This window comes from Cupriavidus sp. D39 (assembly GCF_026627925.1).
GTDB lineage: Bacteria > Pseudomonadota > Gammaproteobacteria > Burkholderiales > Burkholderiaceae > Cupriavidus > Cupriavidus ulmosensis.
The window spans coordinates 187,306-210,122 of record NZ_JAPNLE010000011.1; the positions used below are offsets into that span (position 1 = coordinate 187,306).

A 22,817-nucleotide genomic window follows, 5' to 3' on the forward strand; every position below is an offset into this window, starting at 1 on the left:
CCCGCCAGCCCCTGCCAGGCAAGGGCTGGCGGAGTGCGACTTGACCTGGTAGCGGCCCCGAGCGGGCCCTGCAACCTGCGCCCGGGGGATGTCAGATCGTGCGGGAGGTCAGAAGCTGTAATCTTGGTCGTGCCAGTAGTGCCAGTCAGAGACGGCAAGGCGCGTGCTCTGGTCGGCGCGGACGGGAACAAGCTGGGCAAGGGGCACGACGAGTTCACGCTGGTTGTAAAGTGCATGTACGAAGATGGCAACGCGGCACAAATGATCATGCGCGAGTCTGAGGACGGAGACTCTGTCACCTGAGCGCAGCGGGGAGGCTGCCATCGCCTGACGTACCCGCGCTTCGAATGGAAAGCTCAGACTGTCCTCGAGATGGCAGTACCACGCCATCGCGCATTCTTCTTCAGTGTACGCGTCGACCACGATCTCCATCGAGATGCGCTGTTCGTGTTGGTTGTCGCCCGGTTTTGCCATTGGGGTTCGTGCTGGTCGGACCTCGACAATGCGCCGCGGCAAGGCCATTTTTATGTTCCCGTCCTGGTGCGGGATCGGGGCTTCGCCGCCGGTGCGACAATAGGTGGTGCGGCCGGGATCGGCTCGAAAAGAGCCTCGATGTCGTCAGCGGAGAACTTGACGGCGCCGGCGGCATCTTCCGACAGGATCGCGTTGGCAAGCGCCGCCTTCTGCTCCTGCATCGCGACGATTTTCTCCTCGACACTGCCGGCGGTGATCAGCTTGTAGACAAACACAGGCTTGTCCTGCCCGAGACGGTGCGCGCGGTCGGTGGCCTGATTTTCTACGGCGGGATTCCACCAGGGATCGTAGTGAATGACGGTGTCGGCCGCCGTCAGGTTCAGGCCAACACCGCCGGCCTTCAAGCTGATCAGAAAAAGCGGCACCTCACCTTGCTTGAAGCGCTTGACCGGTGTGACGCGGTCGGTGGTATCCCCAGTCAGCATGACGTACGGAATCCCAGCTTTTTCCAGGGCCGCCGCAATGAGGTCGAGCATGCTGGTGAACTGCGAGAACAGCAGGATGCGACGGCCTTCCTCGATTAGTTCGGGCAGCATGTCGAGCAGTAGATCAAGCTTGGCCGATTCCTTGATCCGGGCCGCCTGTCTGATCTTGACGAGCCGCGGATCGCAGCAGACCTGGCGCAGCTTGAGCAACGCCTCCAGCACGATGATGTGGCTGCGCGCGAGGCCTTTTGCTGCGACGGCCGCACGGACCTTTTCCTGCATGGCGGCGCGCACCGTCTCGTACAGGTCACGCTGCGCGCCTTCGAGCTCGACCGTGCGCACAATCATCGTCTTCGCGGGCAACTCGGCGGCGACCTCATCCTTGCGCCGACGCAGCATGAACGGTCGGATGCGTCGTGCGAGCAGTTCACGTCGAACAGTATCGCCGCCTTTCTCGATGGGCGTGCGCCAGCGGCGGGTGAAGTCCTGGCGCGTACCGAGGAAGCCAGGCAGCAGGAAGTCAAACTGGGCCCACAGTTCGCCGAGATGGTTCTCGAGCGGCGTGCCCGTCAGGCAAAGGCGGTGTCTTGCACGCAGTTCGCGGATGGTTGCTGCGGATTTGGTGGCGGCGTTCTTGACATACTGCGCCTCGTCCAGGATCAGCAGGTGAAAGTCGTGCTTGGCAAGAACTTCCTCGTCGCGCCACAGCAAGGCGTAGGTGGTCAGAATGAGATCATGCTCGCCGATCTGGTCAAAGCGCTCGTGGCGTTGGGGCCCGTGCAGATCCAGGACGCGCAGCTTCGGCGCGAAGCGCTGCGCTTCCTCACACCAGTTGTGCATGAGGGTCGTTGGCACGACGATCAGCGCAGGCCGGTCCAGCCTGCCACGTTCCTTTTCGGTGAGGATGTGCGCAAGTGTCTGAATGGTCTTGCCAAGGCCCATATCGTCGGCGAGCACGCCGGACAGCTCGTGTTCGCGCAGGAACTGCATCCAGGCAAGCCCCTGGCGCTGGTAAGCACGCAGTTCGGCCTTCAGCCCACGCGGCACCGGCACATCTGTCACCCCAGGACCCGCCATCAGGCGTTGCGCGAGTTGCCGAATCGACGCATCGCCGTGAAATTGCCAGCGCCCGGTCTGATCCAGGGCATGGAGTCGTGCCGCATCCCACGCGGAAATGCGCATGCCGGAGCCGAGCGAGTCGAACAGGTCGATCAGCACGCGCACGACCGGCTTGAGCCGGTCGGCACGCAGGCGAAGCCGCTCGTTGCGGTCGGTTTTCAGGTCGATCACTTCGTCGTCTGCGATGGTATCGAACTTGCCCGACAGCCAGCGCTCATCGCGACGAAAGAGGTCTGCTAGCAGCGGCTCCAGGCGCACCGTGCGACCATTGACGGTAATGCCCATCTCGACGTCAAACCAGCCGTCGCCGGTCTGACGCAGGCTGCCGTCAATCGCATCGATCTCGATTACGTTGTGCCGAAATTCGTCGCTCATGACGACGCGCCAGCCGCTTGCCTGTAGTGCGGGTAGCACCAGCTTCACGAGATCCGGCCAGTCGTCGACATCTTCGGGGCCGAGGATGCCATCTGGAAACGGTTTGTAACCAAATGCACGGTTGGCCGGAATTTTTCTGAATCCGGCCTTTTGCAACTCGGTCAGACGTTTCCGCTCGAGATTGACGTCTCTTTTGATCTGGATGACCTCGCTGCCAGCAGTGCGAACGAGGGTGGTGCTGCTGTGCGCCGGGAGGCTGTGGCCTGCGTAATCAAAACTGACCGTCGCAAAATCCAGTGGCGACACTGACCAGGTCGGCAAGGTGTCAAGAGTCAGTACGGGCGTCGGTACGGTGTCGATCACCTGCACGGACGACGCGTCGGGCACGGGCGGCATGGGCAGGTCGGGGGCGACTTCACGCAACACATTGCCAACGAGCGCCGCCTCGTCCAGCGTGATGGCCGGCATCGACAGGAAATCCGTGACCTGTTCCGCTGGCCACGGCATGGCGAGTATGCCAGCTTCGCCAGAATGCGCGTCCACATACCAGCAGGGCTGGGTTGTCGTCAGCAACAGGGTGGCGGGTGGCTCGGCCTGCAAGACTGGCCGCACGCGCGTGTCGGGCTGCGCTTGCCAGGTCATCTTTGCGCCGCGCTCTGATCCGCAGTGCACCGGGCAGTGTGATCCGGGGTAGTGGGCGCCTGCGGGAGCAAAGGAAGTAAAGGCACGCCCGGTGGCGATGAGCTTTTCCAGGATGGCAGCGCCGGTTGTGCCCTGCAGAGCAAAACTACCTGTATAGGCGGCATGCGAGCGGCCCAGCCACAATCCGCGCAGGATAGACAGATCCTCCTCGGAAACAAATTTCGGCGGTTCGACCAGCGCTTTCTCGACGTTTTGCCACCGATCGTTGACCGAGCGAATCGTACCGTCCGCCCCCACGCGGGCTTTGTAGAGGGAAATCTCGCAGCCGCGATACGATTGCCCGATCACATAGGCTAGTGCATGCGTGGCCTTGGCTGGCTTTTTCTTGGAAGCGGGATTGGCTGCCGTGCGTCGAGCGCGAAAGTTTTCCAGCCAGGTCACCAGTTCCGCGCGCACGTCGGCGGCCGATGGCTTCGGCTGGTGGGCAAGGCCGGCGATCAGCAGCGCTGCCACGTGCTTGCAGTCAACGCCGACCGGACACGTGCATTCCCCTCCACCCACATGTCTTCGTCGATGTCGTGGAAATACGCACGCACGTCATACGGACGCGTATGGGTGCCTTGCACCAGTCCCGCCAAGGTATCCTCGTTGATCCAGCGCAACTCCGAGACAGCGCTCGCATAGGAGCGAGCCTTGGACACCGTGTGGGAGTCCAGCCATTCCGCGATTTGGCGGGGATCGTAGGAGACAGACATCGGCTGAGGGATTCAGAGGTTGACAACGCGGGGAGCATTCTACGCGGGGAGGCTCCCGGCCGGTACGGCAGCGGCTTCCGGTTCTGACCCCGCCTGAGTGGTCTGGGCATGCCGGCGGTCATCTTCGGCGTGCAAGTAGATCCCGGTCGTCTCGATCGAAGCGTGGCGAAGGTTCTTCTGGATAAAGCGGATATCGGTGCCGGCGTCAGCCTGATGCGAAGCCGCCGAGTGCCGCAGCCAGTGCGTCGAGGCCCGGCGCAGTGTGGCTGCGCCGATCGGATCGGTTGGCTCGAGTGTGTCGGCCGCCCGGCGGAACACTTCCTTGGCAATCAGGTAGATCGCCGTCGGCGTCAGGTGCCGCTTGGCGTCGCCGGCGATGCTCATGACGGCCGGCGTGCTTTCGGCCGGCAAGGGCATGGGTGCCAGATCATGGAATGCGCGGTAGCGCGCGAAGTCGGCCATGAGGGTGTCGGAGACTGGCACCTCGCCCTCGGCGCCACCCTTGCCGATGACGTGCAGCTACCAGCGGCCGCGACGCTGGAAGAAGTCCGCCGCCTGTGCGTTGGCGGCTTCGCTTGCCCGCAATGCGGTGTGGTACAGCAGCCGGATCAGCCATCGGCTGCGTTCGTAGTGCTGGCGCTCGCGGGCAGATGCCTGCGGCCAAGCCTCCATCGATTCCAGCACAACCTGCCAAAGCGCGTGATCGAGGTAACGTTCAATGCGGCGGATCCGTGCCGGCGTTGCCGAGGGCGAGCGCCGCAGCGCAAGCGGATTGCCGGCAAGGTACCCGGCGGCCACCAGGTAATTGAGCAGCCCGCAAAGGATACCGAGGGCCTGGCGCCGGCTGCGCTCGGAGAGCGGCCCGTCGAACAGCCGCCGCGTGCCCCCGCGCCGTGGCAGGACGGGATCGGCCCAGTCTGCGGACGGTGCGGCAAGAAATTGCTCGTAAATCAGGAAATCTTCGCGCGTGAGGCTCGACAGCGGACAATTTCCAGTTTGATACCGGCGGCCGGTGCGAGGCACGTGCTGCGCCAAATAGGGGGCGTTTTCGTCGGGCGCCTGGCGATTCACCAGTCGCGCTTCAGCGCGCCCAGTTGTACGTCAAGGCCACGCCGGCCAACAGGCTGGAGGCAACGCAGTGGGCGAAGATGTCGTAGTGCGCCGCCGGCGAGAACCAGCCGAGCGCACGCGCGGCCAGGGTGGCGCTCAGCGGCCACGCGCTCGCCAGCGCGATGGCAACGATGCAGCGGACCAACCAGGCGACGATGGTCGGTGTCTGGTTCATGGTAGCTTGGGTCATGCGATTCTCCATTTCTAACATCTTTGCTATCGGCCAGCGGTCGGTGTCGCTGCACCGCTACAGAGCGGGGGCGATTTCTCTAATACTAGCCCGGTGCGCGTTGCCGCAGGTTGCCGATCAATGCCCGAGTCTGCATGTCGGTGTCGACCGCCACGTCGAAGGGCATGTCGCCCGGCAGCTCGATGCGCCAGCCGTCGGCGTGTGGCTGGGGCTAGTGACATCAGGTGACGATACCGACCCGCATCCTCCCTGACCCCATCCAGCAGGCCAGCCAGCAATTCCGCCCGGGTCACCACTGCAGGCGTACGCCGCTCGGTGCGGACTTCAGTTTGGAACCCCATGCTTTTCTTCTCCTCGCCCCGTCGAGGCGTTTCCCGTCTTTCTACGGTCCAGGTGGCTCTCCTACCGGTACACCGCGCCGTCATTGCGCTTACCGATCACGTCGACATAAAGGTGGGTGTCGTCGTGGCGATAGACAATGCGGTACTCGCCGATGTCCGCGCGACGCTCCCTTCCGTGGCACCCTTCAACTGGATGGAGTCGTTCGGGCGGGGATTCGTCAGCAGATCGATGACTTTGCGCATGATCTGCGTGTACTGCTTGGGCGGTAGCCCATTAACAAACTTTACGGCGTCATTCGTGAGGTTTAGCGTCAGCATTCTCTTCCAGTCGGCCGATGATGGCAGCGACTTCCGTGGCAGAAGCAAAGCCACCCGCCCGAGCTTCACGCGCACGGCGTAGCCAGTCGGCGTCCTCCAGGGCCTCGAGGCGCGCTTGCATCTGCTGATACAGGCGCTCCGAAACCAGGACGCTGACAAGCCGGCCGTTGCGGGAAATCCCCACAGGGTGGGCAATGCTCTCATCGATCACTTCCCCGAGGCGATTCTTTGCCTCCTTGGCCGTGACCGTCTTCTCAAGTACAAGAGTGGTCATCACTATCTAGACCGCACTAACGCGGTTTCCCTGACTAATTTTGGTTACGCTGGATCTTCCCTAAAGAATGGGACCCTACCCGTCCCATTGGTTGCTACCCTCCTGGATGGCGTCCAATGCATCGCCATGGACTGGAGTATAGCCACCATAGTCAAAAGAGGCAATATAGCCAAAGTAGCTACTGTGACCCCATACATCTAATCTCTCCCCTGTCTAGAGCCTGTCGGGCTTTCCGGCCTTCCAATCGATGATGGCCTGCCAGATAATCGCGGCAACACAACCGACAGACTACCCCGATGAGCCGCTTCGTTCCCGTTGATCGAGACACTGCGTACTTGCTGCCGCCGTCGGGGGACCCAAGTGCGAGCTGGGTGAGTTTCTCGACGGGAGTCTGCCGCGCCTGTCGTGTTTGCCGGGCTGCGCGTTCACCGGCCAGGCCTTCCATCGTGTCGCGCAGCAGGTGACCGATGAGCAGTTGGAGCAGGCGCAGGTGGCCATAGCGAAGGCGGCCATCGCCCGCTTCGAGCTGTCCGCGGACGTGCTCGCGTTCGATACGACAAACTTCGATACCCACATCGACACACAGACGCCCGGCGAGCTGGCCCGGCGAGGACACGCCAAGAGCAAGAGAAAGGACCTGCGCGTGGTAGGGCTTGGCCTCCTGGTCAGCGAGACGGGTCATGTGCCGCTGTTGTATCGGACGTATCCCGGCAACGGCTCGGACCAGGCGGTGCTCGCGGCGTGCCTTGCTGGGTTGGCGCAGTTGCATGAGGCGCTCGACAGCGGTGAGGGTCGCAAGCAGCCGGCGCAGCGCACGGTGGTACGGGACGGCGGGTTCTGGAGCCCGCAACTGGAACTCGATCTCGATGCCGCCGGCTACTACAGTCTCATCTCGTTGCCGCTGGGGCACAAGGCCGCGCAAGAGGCGCTGCAGATGGCGGCGCAGCGCGGTGCGATGAAGCCGCTGTCGGGCAAGCTGAGCGAAGTGCGGGCGGCGCGGGTTAGAACCACCGTTGGCGAGTTGGACCGCACGCTCGTGGTGGTAGAGAGCCAGGAGCTGCTCGAGGGTCAAAAAGGGGTCTGACCAAGATTCGACCAAATTGCTATCATAAGCCTTGCGGTTATGAAACCGTCGCGCCTTATTCCGTTGACGCATAAGCGATTCAGGCTGTGAACGCCTCACCGAACTGCCGCGCTCGCTTGACATCATCGGTATGCAAGTAAATGGACGTGGTCGAAATCGAGGCGTGGCGCAGGTTGTCGCGCACAGCGCTGAGCTCGACGCCCTTGGCCAGCGCGTGGGTCGCGTGGGTGTGCCGCATCCAGTGAGGAGTAGCCCGTCGCAGCTTCTCAGCCAACGCCGGATGGTCGCCTTCGATGACGTCGGCCGCGAGCCTGAAGAATCGGCGCATGACTTCCCACAGGCGCAGGGGCGTGATGCCGGCCTCGCCACCGTCGAGGCTGCCGACCAAGGGCGTAGCGGGGTTCCAGCGGGCGCGGCTGACAGGTAGCCCGCGTTCCTGCAGATAGCGCTCCAGCGCCACCCGAGCCAAGGGAGTCAAGGTCACCTTGGCGGGCTTGCCACCTTTACCGACCAGATGCAGCCAGTGATCGCCGGCGGCATCGACTTCGAGACTACGCAACGCGGCATTGGTCAGTTCGCTGATCCGCAGTCCCGTGGCGTAACCAAAATCCAGCAGGAAGCGAAGTCGTTGCGCGGCTGCGGCTTGCCAGCCATATGACCACTCGAGCCCGTTGGCGATGGTGCGCGCCAGCAGCCACTCTCCTTCGGTGAAGGCGTGCGTGGTTTCCACGGCCATGGCACGCTGGCTGCCGCGCACCTTGATGCCCGCGAAGGGGTTGGCCAACACATAGCGCTGCTCCACCAACCAGCGGAACAGCGCGCTGAGCACGGCCAGCGCATGCGCAACCGAGCGCGCCGAGAGGTTATCGACGAACGGGCGCCAGTCCGGCGACGTGCGCGGCCGCGGTGGCCCGACCCAGCGCTCGCGCGGCGTGGGTCGGCGCAGGAATGCCCGGTAATCGGTCGCATCCTTGGTGGTCAACGACGACAAAGCCTTGCCGCGCGCGACAATGGCCCAGAGGATCAGCCGCTCGGCTTCCTTGCGGTAGGCGCGCTGCGTGGCTGTGGATTCATGCAAGGCCAGCCAGGCCTGAATGGCCTCGTAATCGTTGTCCACGCCCAGGATGCAGGTTGATGGCGGCGCGCGGAAGGCGCCGGCGGAACCGTCAACCTCGTGCGGCAGCCGCAATTGTTCCCACGGCGTCACGATAGACCGGTGATCGGTGACGATTAGAGCGCGGGCGCGCTCGGTGAGCGCCGGGTGTGCGGCAAAGAATGCCTCGATCTGGCGGGCGCTCGCGCGCCCGAGTCCCGGGATGGCGGTCCACCACTGTCGTCGGCGGGGGATACGCACGGTGAGGTTGGCCAGCGTGGTGATGCCAGCGGCCTGTAGGGCGCGCACCGCGCGCGCCGGCAGCCACTGCTCCACCGCATCGCTGATCTGGGGGCAGGTGCGGGTGCCACGCGCAGCCGCTCGATGGCTGATGCGGCCGCGCGCGCGTGGCGCACGCGCTGCGAGGTCGGGCAGGCAAAGATGTCCGCCAGGTCGAGCCGCCGGTGTTGGTAGGCGTACTGAACGAGCTGGCGCCGGATCTCGCCGATGAGACCGCGTGCCGACTGGCCATGGTCAAGCCGATCGCGCAGGTAGCGATCGGCCGCGTCACGTGAGGAAGCACCCTCGTACCAGGCGCGCAGCGCGGCGAGCGCCGCGGCATCGGGTAAGCCGTTGGGTATAGGTAGGCGTCGGGGCATTTCGTGCGGAGCGAGTTACGTACCTGAATGATAGTACAAGGATAATATAAGTTATCTCTGTAGTGACGATGAAAGAGGATCTCGCCGAACTGCGGTGACTGGCGTTTCCGGTCAGATGGCCTGCAAGACCTTGCTCACAAAGTCAGCCTGCGGCGAGATCTTGGCGGTCAGCAACCGGATTTGCTCCCTGATCCATGCAGGATCGATGCCGGCGTGAGTTGCCGCCTGCATGGTCGCACGGCCGGCATCGAGTACGTCTAGACCGGTGATCTCGTAGCCGTAGCCGCCAACGATGTCAACCCGTACGAATATCTGACCGACGTGCTCGCGCGAATCAACGACCACCCCATCAACCGGATCGAGGATTTGGCGCCCTACAACTGGAAGCCATCTGGTGCAGCGGGGCCGGCATCGACTGTGGCGTCAACGTCGTCCTTGCCGGTTGCGGCCTCGGCGACGCGGCACTGAACTGCGGCTCGCGCATCAAGCGGCAACGAAACGATGAACAAAGCAAGCGCGGGCAAGGCCGAGCGCAAGATCTCCGCAACGATTCTGGAATTCGGCGAGCCATTTCTGTCCGAGGCCATTACCGAAAACACGCCGATCGTGGTGGTGCGCGAGACATACAAACTGGTGGTGCTTGTCTGGAACGCGCATGTCTCAGCCACGCCCCGCTGGGGAAATCCCGGTCCTCTGCAGATGCTGCGACAGTTGGCCGCCGGGCCGCAGATGCCACCGGAAGGACGTGCCTGCATCGAGATGCTCTCGCGCCGATGGCGGGAGAAGTTCTCCGACGCGAAATACTGTGTTGGAGAATGGCACGTCAAGATCAGGCATGACGATACCCTGAGCTTTTTTGCGACGCACGGGAAGCACCGGGGCGGTAGTCCGTCCCCGCGCGCACTGTTCTCACGACACGGGTGAGATCGCCGCGCATCCGCCGATGGGGCCAACACCCAGCGCTCTCCCCAACAGCTCCAGAGTTTCCGCGAAATCGCCAGCACACGCTACCACGGGGATTCTCGGGCGGATACGTCGAAACTGCATCAACACCATCGGAAGGGGAAGTCCCTCGGTTTTCGCGACTGAGCCAACAGCGCAAGCCATTGCCGGTTTCGTGGAACACACCAAGTGCGTCTCGCCGACGTGCTGTCCCTCGCCTCCGCAGCTTCGGTGTACCCATTAACTTTGAGAATCTAACCCACTAACTGTGAGACAAAACCCATTAACTTTGAGACGTGACAACAAAAAGTGCCTCATGATGTATAAAAATTCGACGGAACATTCAATTAGTATTTCATGCAACACTTATTTCTGTTCTTGATAATCTTTCTTATCAAGAACAGAGAAAATAAGGTACGCGTCACGCAACCTGACTCACAGCCTCTCGGATAGAATGTGACGTATCGCCCGCCAACCGGCGCCAGGCCTCGGTTTGCGGCGCGTTTCGACCCCTTTTCGAACCCCGGAGCCAGCTCTCTTGCCCGACTTCGTTGATCTCGCCGCCGCCATGCCGGCCGACCTGCCAGCGTTGCTTCCCACCCCCGGCGCCACGCTGGCCAATCCGTCGACCCAGCCCACTGCGCCCCGGCGCCGCCGACGGGCCGTCATCCGCCGCCACCTGCACCGCGGCCACTTCGGTTTCCTGCGCGCGGTCATCCAGGGCCTCAACGCCCGCCCCATGTGGGAGCGCTACCTGGCCGAGGAAGGTGAGATTGAGTCTGAGGAGGAAGCCAGCAGCGCACAGGCGGCGACGAACCGCGAGGCCACTGCACGCGCCTTCGCCGGGCACCCGAAAGTCCGCCGTGTGACGGCCTGGCTGCGCGCGGAACTGGCCGCCGCCGCCAGCCGCGCCGAGCGTTACGGCATGGCCCGGCTGGTGCGGGTGGATTTCCGCCAGATCGGGCGTCTGGGCGAGGGCCTGCCCTCGTTGGAAGACTTCGCCGCCAGCGAGGGGCTGGACGGCTTCAGCCAGGCCGAGCAACTGGACGCCTACCGCGCCCGCTTTGGCAAAGCGATGGAACGCGAAACCAAGCGGGCCAAGCTAATGCGCCAGCAGCTGGAAGCCGTGGATTGGCTGGAAGCGAAGTACGCACAGCCGGTCCTGATCGAGGATGGCTGCCGCGCCTGGCTGGCCGACACGCTGGCCGGCCGGCTCGAGTCGGCGGGGGTGACCACCGTCGGCGACCTGGTCGACCGCATCAACAGCCTGGGTGCCGGCTGGAGCCGCGCGGTCGCTGGCATCGGAATTGGCAAGGCGCGCGCGATCGAGGCATTCCTGCAGGCCCACGCCGACACGCTGGCGCGGCGCATTGGCCAGCACGTGGCGGTACCGCGCCGGCAGCGCTACGCGCACGAGCTGGCGCGAGTGGTTCCCCGCGGCACCGGCCTGGTTCCACTCGAAAAGCTGGTGGTGCCAGCCGAACTGGATGGCCGCGCCGGCAGCTACCGGCGCCCGCAAGCGCAGTGCCTGCTGTCGGCCCACAATGACTACGAAGCCGTGCTGGCCTGGCTGCGGGCCAAGCCCGGCCTGCCGCCGGGCGAGGTCGCGCGGCTGCGCGCCGGGCGCCGCGACATGGCGACCGTGCCGGGCCCGCTTGACTGGCTGCAGACGCTATCGCACACACAACGCGCCTACCGAAAAGAAGCCGAGCGGTACCTGCTATGGGCCATCCTGGTGCGCGGCAAGCCGCTGTCGTCCATGTCGCACGAGGATTGCGTGGCGTACCGTGATTTCCTGGCTGCGCCACCAGCGGACTGGTGCGCCCCGCGCTCGCGCGAGCGCTGGAGTCCGGTGTGGCGCCCGTTCGAGGGTCCACTGACGGCGCGGGCGCAGGCCTATGCCGTCGGCGTGCTCAACAACCTGTACCGGTTCCTGGTGGACCAGAACTACCTGATGGGCAATCCCTGGCATGGCGTCCACGTAGCGCGGGAGAGCAAGCCCAAGCTCGACGTGGGGCGCAGCCTGACCGAGGCCCAGTGGGATTTCGTGCGTGGGCGCCTGGCGGCCCTGCCTCCCACCTCCCGCAATCAGCGCCTACGCTTCGCGCTTTCCCTCCTCTACGCCACCGGCCTGCGCCTGTCGGAGATCGTCGCGGCCACTACGGACCACCTGGAATGGGTGAGCCTGCCCCGTCCGGGGACCGACTCACACGTGGAAGGCTGGTGGCTGGAGGTCCTGGGAAAAGGGGCGAAACTACGCCGGGTGCCGGTGCCGCCAGCGGTAATAGCCGAGTTATCCGAATATCTGGCTTCGCGCGGCCTGGCACGCGAGCCTGGTGCGTGTCGCGGCGTCGCGCTACTGGGACATGCCCTCGACACCAACGAGTTGGCACCCTGGTCGGCTGCAGCTCGCGCCGTTGATACCGCGGCCGGAATTACACCCGATGCACTCTACAAGCAGGTGAAGGGATTTTTTCTGAATGTGCGACCGCGCTGGGGTCCGACGATCCGCGCGGAGCGGCGCGGTTGGAGGCAGCCAGCACCCACTGGATGCGGCACACGCACATTTCGCACTCGCTTGCGGCCGGGGCGCCGCTGGAGGTGGTACAGCAGAATGCCGGCCACGCGTCGCTCGATACCACCACGCGTTACGTGACCACCGAGGCGGCGCGGCGCATGGCAGCGATGCAAGCGGTGTGGGATACCGGCAAGGGCGACTGATCGCCCGGCCCCAGATCCTGCCACCTTTCCGTTTCTCAGGAGCTTGCACGTCTGACCAGTCCCAAAATCTCTGTCACTAGCCCTGCTGCGTAGCGTTGTTCGCGGATGCGCTCGTCCTCGTCCCCATCCTTGCCGAGGTGAAACGTTGCAAACGCCACCGATCCGTTGCGGAGATACCCTTCGACGCCATCGCCATCGCAAAACCGGCGCTCTAGGGCTCGCAAGCCCTCGTCGATTGCCTGCGCATGTAGGCCCGATGCCATCTTGGCGAGGATCTGCTGAGCAATCGCCTCTGGCGTTCCCGCATACCTTAGTACATGGATCAGGTCACCAGCATCTTTGGATGCTCCACGATCATCAAAAGCGAGCGCCTTGAGGACAATGAATGCAGTCACGTCGGCATACCGAACGGTCTCAGTAGAATAGCCGGCCCCATCAAGCAGTTGGACTGTCAACTCCTTCTCCAGGTACCAGTCGTGCACGATGTCGGCATGATTAATCGCCAGTGCGGATACAGCCTCTCCATCTACGCTGGCCACCTTCCCCGCCGGCGTGGCTTCGGTGGAACCCTGTAGAAACTCGACTAAAACATATTCGTGTTCCGAGACTTGACGCAGCCAGCGCCATTTGCTGACCTTACCTTCGGCGTTCGTAAATCGCTCAAACTTCCGAGCCTTGAGTTGGGCCGCCAGTGAATCGTAGCCGTCGCCCTCCGCTATCACCTGCAGATTTAACACAACATCCACATCGGAAGTGCCGAAATGCGCGGGAACGTCTGGCGGCGCCTCAGGTGTGAGATAACGTGGCACCAAACCGCCAACGAGGCGGATGGTGCTCTTCAGTGTGCCGAAGGCACCTAGCATCGTGACCAGCACGCGCTCGCATGCCAGGGTGTGGTCGGCATCGTAGCCGTCGACGGTTTCAGGTTTGGGTTCAATCGCCATATTCAGATCTTGAGGATGTCGTGGCGCAATTGCGCGGCCAGTTCGGCGTTCCGCCCCCGTTCGTCTAGAAGGTCGAGGTATAGGACAAACGGGCTGGCAATCCAGGACGGGTTGTCGGAATGGAGGCGACGGAACAACATGCTTGCGCCCGAGCGCTCGACCAAGGTTACGTTCGAACCCTTTTCGGCCCGCTTCAGGCCGATGGCCTCGGCGTACTGTTCCGCGGAGTCTGGCGGTACTATCACTTCGGCCGTCTCCGTGCGCGTCAGGAGAGGCGACACGGTATTGGCGGCGGCGGTGCCCGTGAATGCCCAGTCGCGGAGTTCAGCGGACTCGAACTTTGCAGTCAGCCCGGCCAGGATGGCGTTAGGGTTCGCGCTATAGAAGTGCCAGCGCGACTTGCTCTCCTTCCGGTCCCGCCAGGCGTTGGCCCAGGCATCGAGCAAAAGGCCCGGTTTGGTGAGCCGGCGACGCAACGTGCGTCCGCTACCTTGGGACTCGACCCACTCAAGCCGGTCCAACTCGTGCAGGACGGTCGACACTGTGTAAGCGGACGTCTCTGATTCATCTGCAAGCTGGAGGCCGGTGCGCCAGTGTTGCTCAGCATGTAGCAGCGCGTGGATGACCTTCTCGCGTGCACCTTTGAACAAGTCAGGAGTATGGCGTGTAGCGCCGGGCTTTGATGGCCTATCGATATTGATCAGCCACTTTCGGTGCCTCAGGAAAAGCGTTCCGCTGGAATCGAAATAGCCTATCCCCTGCTGGCGAAGATCCTCACGTGCGCCAGAGCTCAGGTGATCCGCGACTACCACTGGAATCAGGTCGGGTGGCGTTGCGGAATCGTGACGATAGTCGAGATAGTCGTTGAGCTTCCAGACCACCCGCCTGACATCGCGCGGGTACCCTTCACGAAGAAGTTCCAGCACCAACTGCCAGGTCTCGCCATCGGGCGTGGCCATTGAAAGCAGTCTGTCATTTAGCTCTGACACCGACGACGCGCTGTCAGCCTGCGGTGTCACGTCTGCCCCGGTCGCCTCCTGAAGTGCCTGGACAAACTGGGTGACAAGCCGGGCATGCTTGCCGTCTTCGCGCCTCACTACCGGTTGTTCCTCTTGATGCACTTGGCATTTCCTTTTTGCATTTCGTCTAGTTTAGCTGTACAGATAAATAACGGCAAAAACAAAAACGAAACTGCTCGAGCGCGGTTAGTTTAGCTGTGCAGCTAAACTAACTGTAATCCATAAAGGAGGGGTGATGCTCGCGCGGCTCAATCCTCCGGGTGCCTCCGACACGTCACTCAGGGCCGCCGCCGGCGAGGAGCACCTCGGCTCTCCTCTTAAACCGATCGTGAGCTGATCACTATCAAACCATTCTGCGAAGGACCTACTGCGCCTAAGCGCCATGATCGATTTCTGGCTTCTTTCCCTATCCGTTCCTTTCATCGCCAGTTGGTGCTTGCGCGGGTCCTCAAAGTGCCCCTTAAGTGCTCCACAAGAAGCTCATGTCGCACCCTCCTGGGCTCATAAGTGGCCTCACAAACGGCCCATTGTGGTCCCAGCATGGACCGCCAACTGCCCACCGTACCAACCCGCCGCACACGTTGTAGGCTTTGAGGGCCACTGGCTTCGGTTTGCGACAGGCCTAAACGGAGCCTCGTACCCGGCGCAGGAAATTCAGTATATAAACCTGGCTCAATACCCTGCAGCCTCTCGGAACCCTCCCCTTAGACCAACGAGAGCGCGCAAGCCCTTGAGGTGGTCCACGATGGCACCGCTCGTGGCCTTGTCCGCCTTCCGCACGGTTGCCGGCGCTGGAGTGCACTCGCCCCGATGGTGCAAGGTATCCATCATCAGCAGCCAATCCAGGCCTTGTTCGTGAGCCGCTGCTCGTCGCTGGCCGTTCGGGCTTGTGATGACAATCGAAGCGGAATCCACTTCAAAGACATTCCCCTGGGCATCTACAACGCGCTTGCCTCGATATCGTTGGACCAAATCTTGGACCTGGTTGGCGCGGGCTGCAGCATCGCGTTCGGTGGCGAGGCGTTGCTCCTGCTCTGTTTCCTTTGCCTTGGCCACGTGGGCGTAGTCCACAGGCTTTACAAGCAAGCTTCTGACGTAGGCAAAAAGCCACTTGCCCTTGAGTTCCTTGATGGCATGCTCGGCCGCGGAGACCACGTTGGACAGTCGGTGGCCAGCTTTCCGTGCTTCCGCCATGAGGAGGAAAAGCGCTGGCACTTGGAGGCTGTTCTTTTGCACCAGCCAGGCAAGATCGCTAGGCACCGCTTTGTCGGCGATTCTGACAAAAGCCCCCGTGCGGGTTGTCTCTTCAAAGAAGACTGTGGTTTACCACCGTTTACGTCACGCACCGATGCAAGTGCTGGCCCGTAACCCGTTGATTCATAAGGATTACCCTCCACAGTACCTTGCACGCCGTCATTGGTGATCTTTACGGCACTTTTTGGGAGACCCCCAGAAAGGTAAGCAACTTCTGCGTGAACGCAATCCGCCCTACTACTTCGAGTTTGAATCGCGTCCGATTTTGCTTCTCTCGCGCAATTAGCCCTTCTGTCTCCAGAGTTGTCAGGCCTCTGTAGATCGTCGCTTCGCTAACGTTGAGATGCTTTGCGATCGTTGTTTTCTTGACGTACGCAAGTGCACTCGGAGTGCTTTGATTAAGTGAGAAACGAATCAAGGCAGCTAGAATTTGCCGATGAGTGATATGTAGAGAAGCAAATTGCTCGGATTCATACGCAAGCGCAATAGCTCGCAGAACAACGTTAGGAAGCGTCGCTGTTCGATTAGTGATAGATGATTCGTTCTTATCACCTTCGTGCGAGACGACATCAGGCGCACTCGGAATCTTGCGATTCAAGTGTGTAGCATCTCGTTCATTCAAGTGATCCGCTTCTTCTGTCTGCCGGACAATAGGGAGGCCGGCGAAGCCCGAAATATTTTTCATCTTCGATGTTTTGCTCTCAGTTTTCAGATGAGCATTGACAGCGAAGCGTTGGATTCCTAAACTCAGTTTGCGAAGACGGAGTTTAGATGTCGCTTCGGCATCAATACTTCACACAAAGCCTGGAGCGCCAACTCCAGGCTTTTTTCTTTGGTTAGGCGGCCATGGTCGTTCTCCAATGAAATCGATGAGCCCAAAAGAAAACGCCCCGGGGAGCCGGGGCGTTTTCTTTTGGTTGATCGTGTGTGGATCGCTTAACTCGTTGGCGATGCCAACTGGGCGGCGGTGTTTCGTTCGACCGGTCGAACGGCACCGGGACGCAGTCGCTCGGGCGGTCAAAGGGAGTCGAGGCGATCTCGTTCGACCGGTCGAACGGCGCCGGAGCGTGGTCGCTCGATCGGTCAAACGGTGATGAGGCAATATCGTTCGACCGGTCGAACGATATCGGAGCATAGTCGCTCGGGCGGTTAAACGGATTCGACGCAGTCTCGTTCGACCGGTCGAACGGCGCCGGAGCGCGGTCGCTCGATCGGTCAAACGGTGATGAGGCAGTCTCGTTCGACCGGTCGAACGATTGCGAATCCTTCATCGTCAGAAGCAAATGCAGTTTTATCTGATTAAAATCGCGAACGAAATCTTCCCTGTTTGATTTAACAAACATTGTAAAGACTTCAGATTTCGCGATATAGTGCATTAAGGATCACATGTCCAATGGGGGGATAGCCTCGGCAGCGGCGATTCGCTCAAGGACATCCTTTCGCAGGTCCGCCGAACCGCTGTTCAACGCCGCAACAGTGGCTTCGAGAATCTGCATCAAACCTTGCCGGCTCGCATCATCGAGCGCGCCTGTAGGTTGAAGCTTCAACTCAACACCGCCATTGCTGTAGCTCCTGAGCGCGCCGTATTGCACTGCGCCCGCCTTGATAGGTACGTTCACCTGGGCAGACTTACGAACTCGCTTTTCCGAGGAATCGCGAGAGTAATGTTTCACAAGCGCGTCAATGCCGCGGCGGGAGACATTCTCTTCAACAATCTTGGTGGCGAGAGAAAGCAGGTCTTCCTCAGGGAAAGTCTCGATGTTGCCAACGCTACGGGCCAGCTCGTGGGCGATTGAGTAGGGGAACGAGTCGCTGTGTTCCGCCATGTACTCGACCACCTTTGGTGGAAATTTCGCGTAGGACAGCATCGCGCTGATCGTCGACTTGCTTCTGCCAAGTCGCTCCACGAGCCAATCGTAGGAGGCATGTCCTGCGCTAACCAATGCGGCCCAGCGAATACCCTGGTCAACATGGGAGATCGGATCTGTCGCTGCGGTTCGCTCGAAAGACGTTGCGTAGAACTCCTTCGGCTCTTTCGGATCGACTTTGATTTCTCTCGACCAGATTGTCGGCCAGTTCAGCTTTGCCGCTGACTTCCACCGCGTCTCGCCATCCACCACAAACCAGGTGCCTGGTTGCTCAGGATCGCGTGCAACCAGAATTGGGGCGAGCTGCCCATTGGTCAAGAGATCCATGCCAAGGTCACGGATGCGCGATGCTTGGCGATGAACCCGGGCGTTCCAGGGTGCGACTTCAGGCTGCTCAGCGCAAGATGTAGATCTGGTGCAGAGTCGCCTGGGCCGGCAACGATTGGTCCTGCCGCCTGCAAGCTCACCGGCGCATCTGTATCCGCAGCCCCTATTTCTGCCAGCCCCGCGTCGGCGCCCGCTATCCTGGCCAACGCATCAGCAGGCGCTGGCGTGAGGCCGACAGACGGAGGCACCGTGCCCTCAATCGCCGGGGTTGCTACGTCAATGTCGGCGCGAGAGCTAGTATCCACCGCCGCGAGTGTGGTCGGCTTCGGAAACCGGGGAATCTTAAAGCCCCCCGGGGATCGGACCTGCTCGCTGTGTATCTGCAGCGGGTACAGGCGGCGGTTGAAAAGATCGTTTCGTAGCCATATCAGTTCGCTACCTTCCTTTCGCCGCCACCATCCTCATCAAAGAGGCTTCCCGACTCTCCGCTAGCTAGCGTATCCTCAGCGATCTTCAGAACAAATTTCGAAACGGCTCGAATCTCCTCGTGCTGCCGTTCTGCAGCACGCGTCCACGAGTCGTAAGTAACTGGAAGCACCTCTTCAAGCTCGCGGCCCTCGTCGGCCATCAGCGAGCGGGGAAACCGCTCGCTTTCACCAATGTGAGGGGCAATCGGAACTTCGTCCCCAAACGAACGTTGCAACGCGCCCATGACTCGTGCGGAGCGGTTGTTGTTGGCTTTGAAGTAATTCGGCACTGCAATGACCTGCGGGATCGGTAGTTCCGATTCATTGAGGTTGGTTAGTTCGTTAGCCAAGAAGCCAAGGGACTTAACCGTAAGCGCATCAAGTCGGACTGGAATCAGCAAGAGATCCGCAGCGACAATGGAGGCGCGTGAAACCACCGACGTTGAAGGGGCATTGTCGATGAGGACAATATCGATATCACGGAGCTCCGTCGATTTCTGGGATGCTATCCAATTCCGAATGAACCGTTCACGATTGGGCTGGTTGGCCAGCCTGTACCCCAGTTCGCCCAGTGTAATGTCCGCTGGAACGAGCTTCTGCCCATGCTTTCCATATGGCTGCTCGATCACTTCTGACAATGGGATCGGATTCTTCTCCCCACTTTTGGGATAGAGAGCGCTGAGGAATGTATGCTTGACTAGCCAGTCGTTCGACTTGCCCTGGTCCGGCACCTCATCTGGTTGGTAGCCGTTCATGATGCTGAGTGACGCCTGGTCGTCCAAATCGATTGCGAGCACGTTGTAGCCCTGCAATGAGAATTCGCAGGCGAGCTCGTTCGTAAGAGTGGACTTTCCTACTCCGCCCTTCGGCACATACACCGCGATAACGAGAGGGCGTTTGAATTGCAACTTGGCCTTGTGCCGTTTCGCTTTGGCGAGCTGAAGCACTTGGTCAATTGAGTAGACGGGTCGAGTGGAATTCCCAGCCGGGATACGTTCGGCCACAATCCCGTGTTCCTCGATCATCCGACGAACAGTCGCCTCGCTTACGTCGAGCATCGGCACAATGTCAGCTAGGCGGTATTTGATGGTCTTGATTGGCACGATGACATCCTGAAAGGGTATTTGCCAGAAAAGCGGCCTTTTCCCTATCATAGCAAAAAATAAGAATAACGCACAAAATTCTGTGCAGAGTGTTTGTTGCGGCGCAGAACAGATATAGAGGCAAAGATGCTGCGCTATGTCTGCACCACAGTTCCGCTGATGGCAAATTGGCACCGTAAGTGGTGTTTGGACAACTTTTCGTCGCTTGGCACCCATCGTATTGGGTAAAATGCTCGCTCCATCGGTTAGGGGATGCGCCAGGTCGTTGCCACACTGACCGAAAGAAATGCGGTAGTGCTCGGCTCGAGACCTCGTAGGACGAGTGACCTTGCGTGGCCACCAACTGCAACGATGGTGGACTCCAAGCGATCCTTCTTGAGAGCCGGCGGAGCCTAAGAGGCAGATCAAGAGGTGCATTCGCCACAATCGGATTGGAAGCCGGTGCGGGGGTGCGCTTAACAGCGGGTTGCCACACCATCCCCAACTGTTCTAGCCGCGCTGTCCGCTCGGGGTGCAGCCGCCCGGCTCGGAATGTGCTGCGCTGCGCAAAAATCCATTGACCGAGCCAGAACCCGTCAGGACTACGCGCCTTGGGCGGAGCATTGCAAGTCCCGTGGATGCGGAACCAGGCCTGCGCACAGGCAAACGCCCGTTCCCAGGCTTGTTCGCCGCGCGTTGCGCGGAGATCCCAGTGCATTCCAATGCTATCTAGCTTCTTTACTCGCGCTGGATCCAATTCCCCGGACGCTCTCGCGCGACGTTGATTAACCAGCCACCTTCCCAAGTCGAAGGCGTGCGGTTGGTTCTCTGGCCAAACGGCCTCTTGGGGAGCGTTACAGTCGCCGTAGACAATCGCTCTGGCAGCCGCCGCGGAAAACCCCTCATCCCAGCGAGCATCCCTCCTGCGCCAGTTGATACCGAGAGCTTCCAGCCGTCGTTGACGCTCTTCTGACAACCTTTCATTGGCGTAGGAAACGCGAACACTCTTAATCCAGGCCCCCAGCCTAAAGCCATCCACATCGCCCTGAGGCCACGTCGCAGACTCCGGTGCGTTGCAATTCCCGTGTAAGACGTGCCATGCCTTAGCGCAACTGAAGCCCTGCTCAAAGCTGTCATCAAGCGGCGCCCAGGTGAAGCCTGCCGCAGTCAACCGCTCTACGCGCTCAGGTGACAAGGTGCCAGATCTCCACGCGCTACGTTGCTCATTCGCCCACGAGCCCACGGCAATGACTGTCCCATCTTCCCTGGTCCATTTTGCGTGGGTTGGTATGGTGCCGCGCCCGTGTTGAGCAATCCACTCACGCGCACCATCGAAGGCCACTTGCCAACGAGCATCCCTAAGGCTCCAAACGATGCCTATCGCCTCGAGCTGTTGCCCACGGTACTGCGAGAGATGTCCCCGATTTCGCTCGCGGCGTTGCGCTGACAACCACTCTCCAAGCGGAAAGCCATTCGGATCCTTCGAAGGCCAGCGCTCGCCATGACTAGCGTTACAGTCGCCCATCGCGGCAGCCCGTGCCCGCGCGGCTTGAATGCCGGCGTCCCACGTGCTAGTCAGCTCCGCAACGACAACGGGACGCAAGGCGTCCGCAATCTTCAACACGTTGCCAGAACCAAAAAATGCACCTTGGCAAAAGGGTCAGAGCCGGAATTCGAGATGCCAGCCCCGGCATTCCTTGCATCCACTAAGGAAGAAGCAAGTTCATCGTCATGAGATCGAAGGGCACTGAGTACATTCCAGATCGCTCGGAAGTCGGTGTTCTGGATGACATCAGAAGCCGAGTCGCCTCGCCCAAGAAAGATGGGCAAGACGATGGTACCGAGGATCTTGCCTTCATGTCGTCTCAGCGCACGGCCCAGTGCCTGCACAATGTCGATCTCACTGCTACGGGGATCGATGAAGGCTATGCCATCGACGCTAGGAACATCAACGCCTTCTGTAAGGCAGCGAGCATTTGTAATGACACGGCGCGTGTCCGGTGAGGCGAAACGGAAGTCAGCCAGCTTGGCCCTCCTGACATTAGCCTTCATCGCGCCAGACAAGAAGTCCACATGCAATGACGCCGAACAACTTTCGGGGCGACGCAATGACTTCGAGACTCCGACTAGGTCGTCCCGGAAGCGGGATGCGTTACCCAATGAGCGATGGAAGGTGATGACTTTGCGCAACTCGAATTGTTCGATAGCTTTGTGCAGGCCAATCGCCGCGGCACGCATCATCGGCTCAGAGCTTTCGGCCGGCCGCTTCTCACCGCTGCTTTCCACAACAGTGCGAACCTCCTCGTCATCGGAAAGAACCACGACGACTTGGTAGTCGCAAAGCAGGCCAAGCTCAATCGCACGGCGGAAGTCTAGAGTATGGAAGCGCGGCCCAAATAGGCCAACATTCCCCATATCTGCAAGAACCTGCTCACGATCTCCGGTCTTTCTAGGACGGCGATAAATCCGTGGCGTCGCCGTTGCGAACAGCCGCTTTCTCGCCCGGATCCTATCCTGGTACAGAACGGTGGAGAATACTGAAGAAGTACCCGCCGCGCACTTGTGCGCCTCATCGGCAACCACGATGTCAAACGCTGGAACACCAATGCTGGACTGCGCCGTGGCAACAAGGTGCGACGACTGATAGGTGGAGAAGATGACGCGCCGACCCGCACCAAGCATGAAATCGACTATTGTCTGAGGGTCGGATGCAACCGAAAGGCCATCCGCCTGTAGGTCTTGCGCCGTTACCTCTAATGCGTCCATCGACGCGGTCAGGGTTTCGTCAGAGCACACGCAGAGGTATTCAAAGCTGTGCAGTGGACTCGCATTTGTACGCCACTCCGCAGCAAACTGATCAAGAAGAGCGATGGACGGCACCAAAACGAGCGTAAGACGCGCATTCATATCTTCGACGACCCATCGAGTGGTCAGAGTCTTTCCTGTACCGCACGCCATGATTAGCTGGCCCCGGTCATGATCTTCGAAGCCAGAGATGACGTCCCGTACGGCGGCAATCTGGTGTGGCCTACGTGAATGAATCATTGTTCTATTTGCTCGTTCCTGTTATCCATCTTTCGAGCGTACAAGCCAGAAATGGATGTAAAGGACGGAGGTTGCGCGTTGGGTGGAAATCGTGAAGTTGTCGAGCTTCTATCCAAGGCCTGCCTCAATGACAAACCGTGACGTCGGGTTCTTCTTCGCCGTGCTTATGAAAAGCCAGTCTTTTGCGCGTGTCAGTGCTACGTAGAACAGCCTGCGCTCTTCGGCTTCG

The 22,817-nt window shown here is 60.8% G+C and carries 18 protein-coding genes and 5 pseudogenes; 5 read left to right on the top strand and 18 right to left on the bottom strand.

Annotated elements, in window-relative coordinates:
* Window positions 1-108 precede the first annotated feature (108 nt).
* The 6 genes and pseudogenes from OMK73_RS37865 to OMK73_RS37890 form a co-directional block, all read right to left on the bottom strand.
* Window positions 109-474: a calcium-binding protein gene (locus tag OMK73_RS37865; protein WP_267606794.1), complete on the bottom strand. Its 366-nt coding sequence runs from the start codon at window positions 472-474 to the stop codon at window positions 109-111.
* Between the two features lie 50 nt (window positions 475-524).
* Window positions 525-3,850 (bottom strand): annotated as a pseudogene (locus OMK73_RS37870) (SNF2-related protein).
* 39 nt (window positions 3,851-3,889) lie between these two features.
* A pseudogene (locus OMK73_RS37875) lies at window positions 3,890-4,924 on the bottom strand (tyrosine-type recombinase/integrase).
* Window positions 4,925-4,931: 7 nt separating this feature from the next.
* On the bottom strand, window positions 4,932-5,150 hold the full coding sequence (locus OMK73_RS37880) for a hypothetical protein (RefSeq protein WP_267606795.1): 219 nt from the start codon (window positions 5,148-5,150) through the stop codon (window positions 4,932-4,934).
* Window positions 5,151-5,587: 437 nt separating this feature from the next.
* Window positions 5,588-5,734 (bottom strand): hypothetical protein, encoded by a 147-nt coding sequence (locus OMK73_RS37885; RefSeq protein ID WP_267606796.1) that lies wholly within the window; start codon window positions 5,732-5,734, stop codon window positions 5,588-5,590.
* A 49-nt stretch (window positions 5,735-5,783) separates the two neighbouring features.
* Window positions 5,784-6,083 carry a type II toxin-antitoxin system Phd/YefM family antitoxin gene (locus OMK73_RS37890; protein WP_267606797.1) on the bottom strand — a complete coding sequence of 100 codons (300 nt, stop codon included), beginning with the start codon at window positions 6,081-6,083 and terminating at the stop codon, window positions 5,784-5,786.
* Between the two features lie 460 nt (window positions 6,084-6,543).
* Here OMK73_RS37890 and OMK73_RS37895 point away from each other — a divergent pair, with 460 nt between their 5' ends.
* Window positions 6,544-7,167, top strand: a complete 624-nt coding sequence (locus OMK73_RS37895; protein WP_267606798.1) for a transposase — start codon at window positions 6,544-6,546, stop codon at window positions 7,165-7,167.
* A gap of 79 nt (window positions 7,168-7,246) precedes the next feature.
* Here the strand turns inward: OMK73_RS37895 and OMK73_RS37900 are convergent.
* Both OMK73_RS37900 and OMK73_RS37905 read right to left on the bottom strand, forming a co-directional pair.
* A pseudogene (locus OMK73_RS37900) lies at window positions 7,247-8,919 on the bottom strand (phage integrase family protein).
* A 111-nt stretch (window positions 8,920-9,030) separates the two neighbouring features.
* Window positions 9,031-9,264 (bottom strand): hypothetical protein, encoded by a 234-nt coding sequence (locus tag OMK73_RS37905; RefSeq protein ID WP_267606799.1) that lies wholly within the window; start codon window positions 9,262-9,264, stop codon window positions 9,031-9,033.
* Between OMK73_RS37905 and OMK73_RS37910 the strand changes: the two genes are divergently transcribed.
* The 4 genes and pseudogenes from OMK73_RS37910 (at window position 9,241) to OMK73_RS37925 (ending at window position 12,582) form a co-directional block, all read left to right on the top strand.
* Window positions 9,241-9,387, top strand: coding sequence for a hypothetical protein (locus tag OMK73_RS37910; protein WP_420715706.1), 147 nt, complete (start codon window positions 9,241-9,243; stop codon window positions 9,385-9,387). The genes OMK73_RS37905 and OMK73_RS37910 overlap by 24 nt on opposite strands.
* 33 nt (window positions 9,388-9,420) lie before the next feature.
* The gene (locus tag OMK73_RS37915; RefSeq protein WP_267606800.1) at window positions 9,421-9,843 is read left to right on the top strand and encodes a hypothetical protein; all 423 of its coding nucleotides are present in this window, start codon (window positions 9,421-9,423) and stop codon (window positions 9,841-9,843) included.
* 1,123 nt (window positions 9,844-10,966) lie between these two features.
* A pseudogene (locus OMK73_RS37920) lies at window positions 10,967-11,203 on the top strand (phage integrase family protein); the annotation flags it as partial.
* 1,184 nt (window positions 11,204-12,387) lie between these two features.
* Entirely contained in the window at window positions 12,388-12,582 is a 195-nt protein-coding gene (locus OMK73_RS37925; RefSeq protein ID WP_420715707.1) for a tyrosine-type recombinase/integrase, read from the top strand.
* Window positions 12,583-12,617: 35 nt separating this feature from the next.
* On the opposite strand, the gene OMK73_RS37930 is transcribed toward OMK73_RS37925, so the two are convergent.
* The 10 genes and pseudogenes from OMK73_RS37930 to OMK73_RS37970 form a co-directional block, all read right to left on the bottom strand.
* Complete coding sequence (locus tag OMK73_RS37930) at window positions 12,618-13,526, bottom strand: hypothetical protein (RefSeq protein WP_267606801.1); 909 nt, start codon at window positions 13,524-13,526, stop codon at window positions 12,618-12,620.
* A 2-nt stretch (window positions 13,527-13,528) separates the two neighbouring features.
* Window positions 13,529-14,647 carry a type IV toxin-antitoxin system AbiEi family antitoxin gene (locus OMK73_RS37935; protein ID WP_267606802.1) on the bottom strand — a complete coding sequence of 373 codons (1,119 nt, stop codon included), beginning with the start codon at window positions 14,645-14,647 and terminating at the stop codon, window positions 13,529-13,531.
* Window positions 14,648-15,217: 570 nt separating this feature from the next.
* On the bottom strand, window positions 15,218-15,805 hold the full coding sequence (locus tag OMK73_RS37940; RefSeq protein ID WP_267606803.1) for a hypothetical protein: 588 nt from the start codon (window positions 15,803-15,805) through the stop codon (window positions 15,218-15,220).
* A gap of 166 nt (window positions 15,806-15,971) precedes the next feature.
* Window positions 15,972-16,484: a helix-turn-helix domain-containing protein gene (locus OMK73_RS37945; RefSeq protein WP_267606804.1), complete on the bottom strand. Its 513-nt coding sequence runs from the start codon at window positions 16,482-16,484 to the stop codon at window positions 15,972-15,974.
* Between the two features lie 151 nt (window positions 16,485-16,635).
* Complete coding sequence (locus OMK73_RS37950; protein ID WP_267606805.1) at window positions 16,636-17,175, bottom strand: hypothetical protein; 540 nt, start codon at window positions 17,173-17,175, stop codon at window positions 16,636-16,638.
* Between the two features lie 6 nt (window positions 17,176-17,181).
* A pseudogene (locus OMK73_RS37955) lies at window positions 17,182-18,039 on the bottom strand (ParB/RepB/Spo0J family partition protein); the annotation flags it as partial.
* A gap of 382 nt (window positions 18,040-18,421) precedes the next feature.
* A complete protein-coding gene (locus tag OMK73_RS37960; protein ID WP_267606806.1) occupies window positions 18,422-19,564 on the bottom strand; it encodes a ParA family protein in 1,143 nt (380 codons plus the stop codon).
* Entirely contained in the window at window positions 19,530-21,167 is a 1,638-nt protein-coding gene (locus tag OMK73_RS39560) for a helicase associated domain-containing protein (RefSeq protein WP_420715708.1), read from the bottom strand. Before OMK73_RS39560 ends, OMK73_RS37960 begins: the two co-directional genes overlap by 35 nt.
* The gene (locus OMK73_RS37965; protein WP_267606807.1) at window positions 21,161-22,588 is read right to left on the bottom strand and encodes a DEAD/DEAH box helicase family protein; all 1,428 of its coding nucleotides are present in this window, start codon (window positions 22,586-22,588) and stop codon (window positions 21,161-21,163) included. Before OMK73_RS37965 ends, OMK73_RS39560 begins: the two co-directional genes overlap by 7 nt.
* 108 nt (window positions 22,589-22,696) lie before the next feature.
* A partial coding sequence (locus OMK73_RS37970) for a 3'-5' exonuclease (protein WP_267606816.1) occupies window positions 22,697-22,817 on the bottom strand: 121 nt, incomplete at its 5' end.

Coding starts and splice junctions, on each gene's coding strand:
- OMK73_RS37950 (WP_267606805.1), bottom strand. CDS start 17,175: ATGCACTATATCGCGAAATCTGAAGTCTTTACAATGTTTGTTAAATCA.
- OMK73_RS37930 (WP_267606801.1), bottom strand. CDS start 13,526: ATGGCGATTGAACCCAAACCTGAAACCGTCGACGGCTACGATGCCGAC.
- OMK73_RS37865 (WP_267606794.1), bottom strand. CDS start 474: ATGGCAAAACCGGGCGACAACCAACACGAACAGCGCATCTCGATGGAG.
- OMK73_RS37890 (WP_267606797.1), bottom strand. CDS start 6,083: ATGACCACTCTTGTACTTGAGAAGACGGTCACGGCCAAGGAGGCAAAG.
- OMK73_RS37915 (WP_267606800.1), top strand. CDS start 9,421: ATGAACAAAGCAAGCGCGGGCAAGGCCGAGCGCAAGATCTCCGCAACG.
- OMK73_RS37885 (WP_267606796.1), bottom strand. CDS start 5,734: ATGCGCAAAGTCATCGATCTGCTGACGAATCCCCGCCCGAACGACTCC.
- OMK73_RS37880 (WP_267606795.1), bottom strand. CDS start 5,150: ATGACCCAAGCTACCATGAACCAGACACCGACCATCGTCGCCTGGTTG.
- OMK73_RS37945 (WP_267606804.1), bottom strand. CDS start 16,484: ATGAAAAATATTTCGGGCTTCGCCGGCCTCCCTATTGTCCGGCAGACA.
- OMK73_RS37965 (WP_267606807.1), bottom strand. CDS start 22,588: ATGATTCATTCACGTAGGCCACACCAGATTGCCGCCGTACGGGACGTC.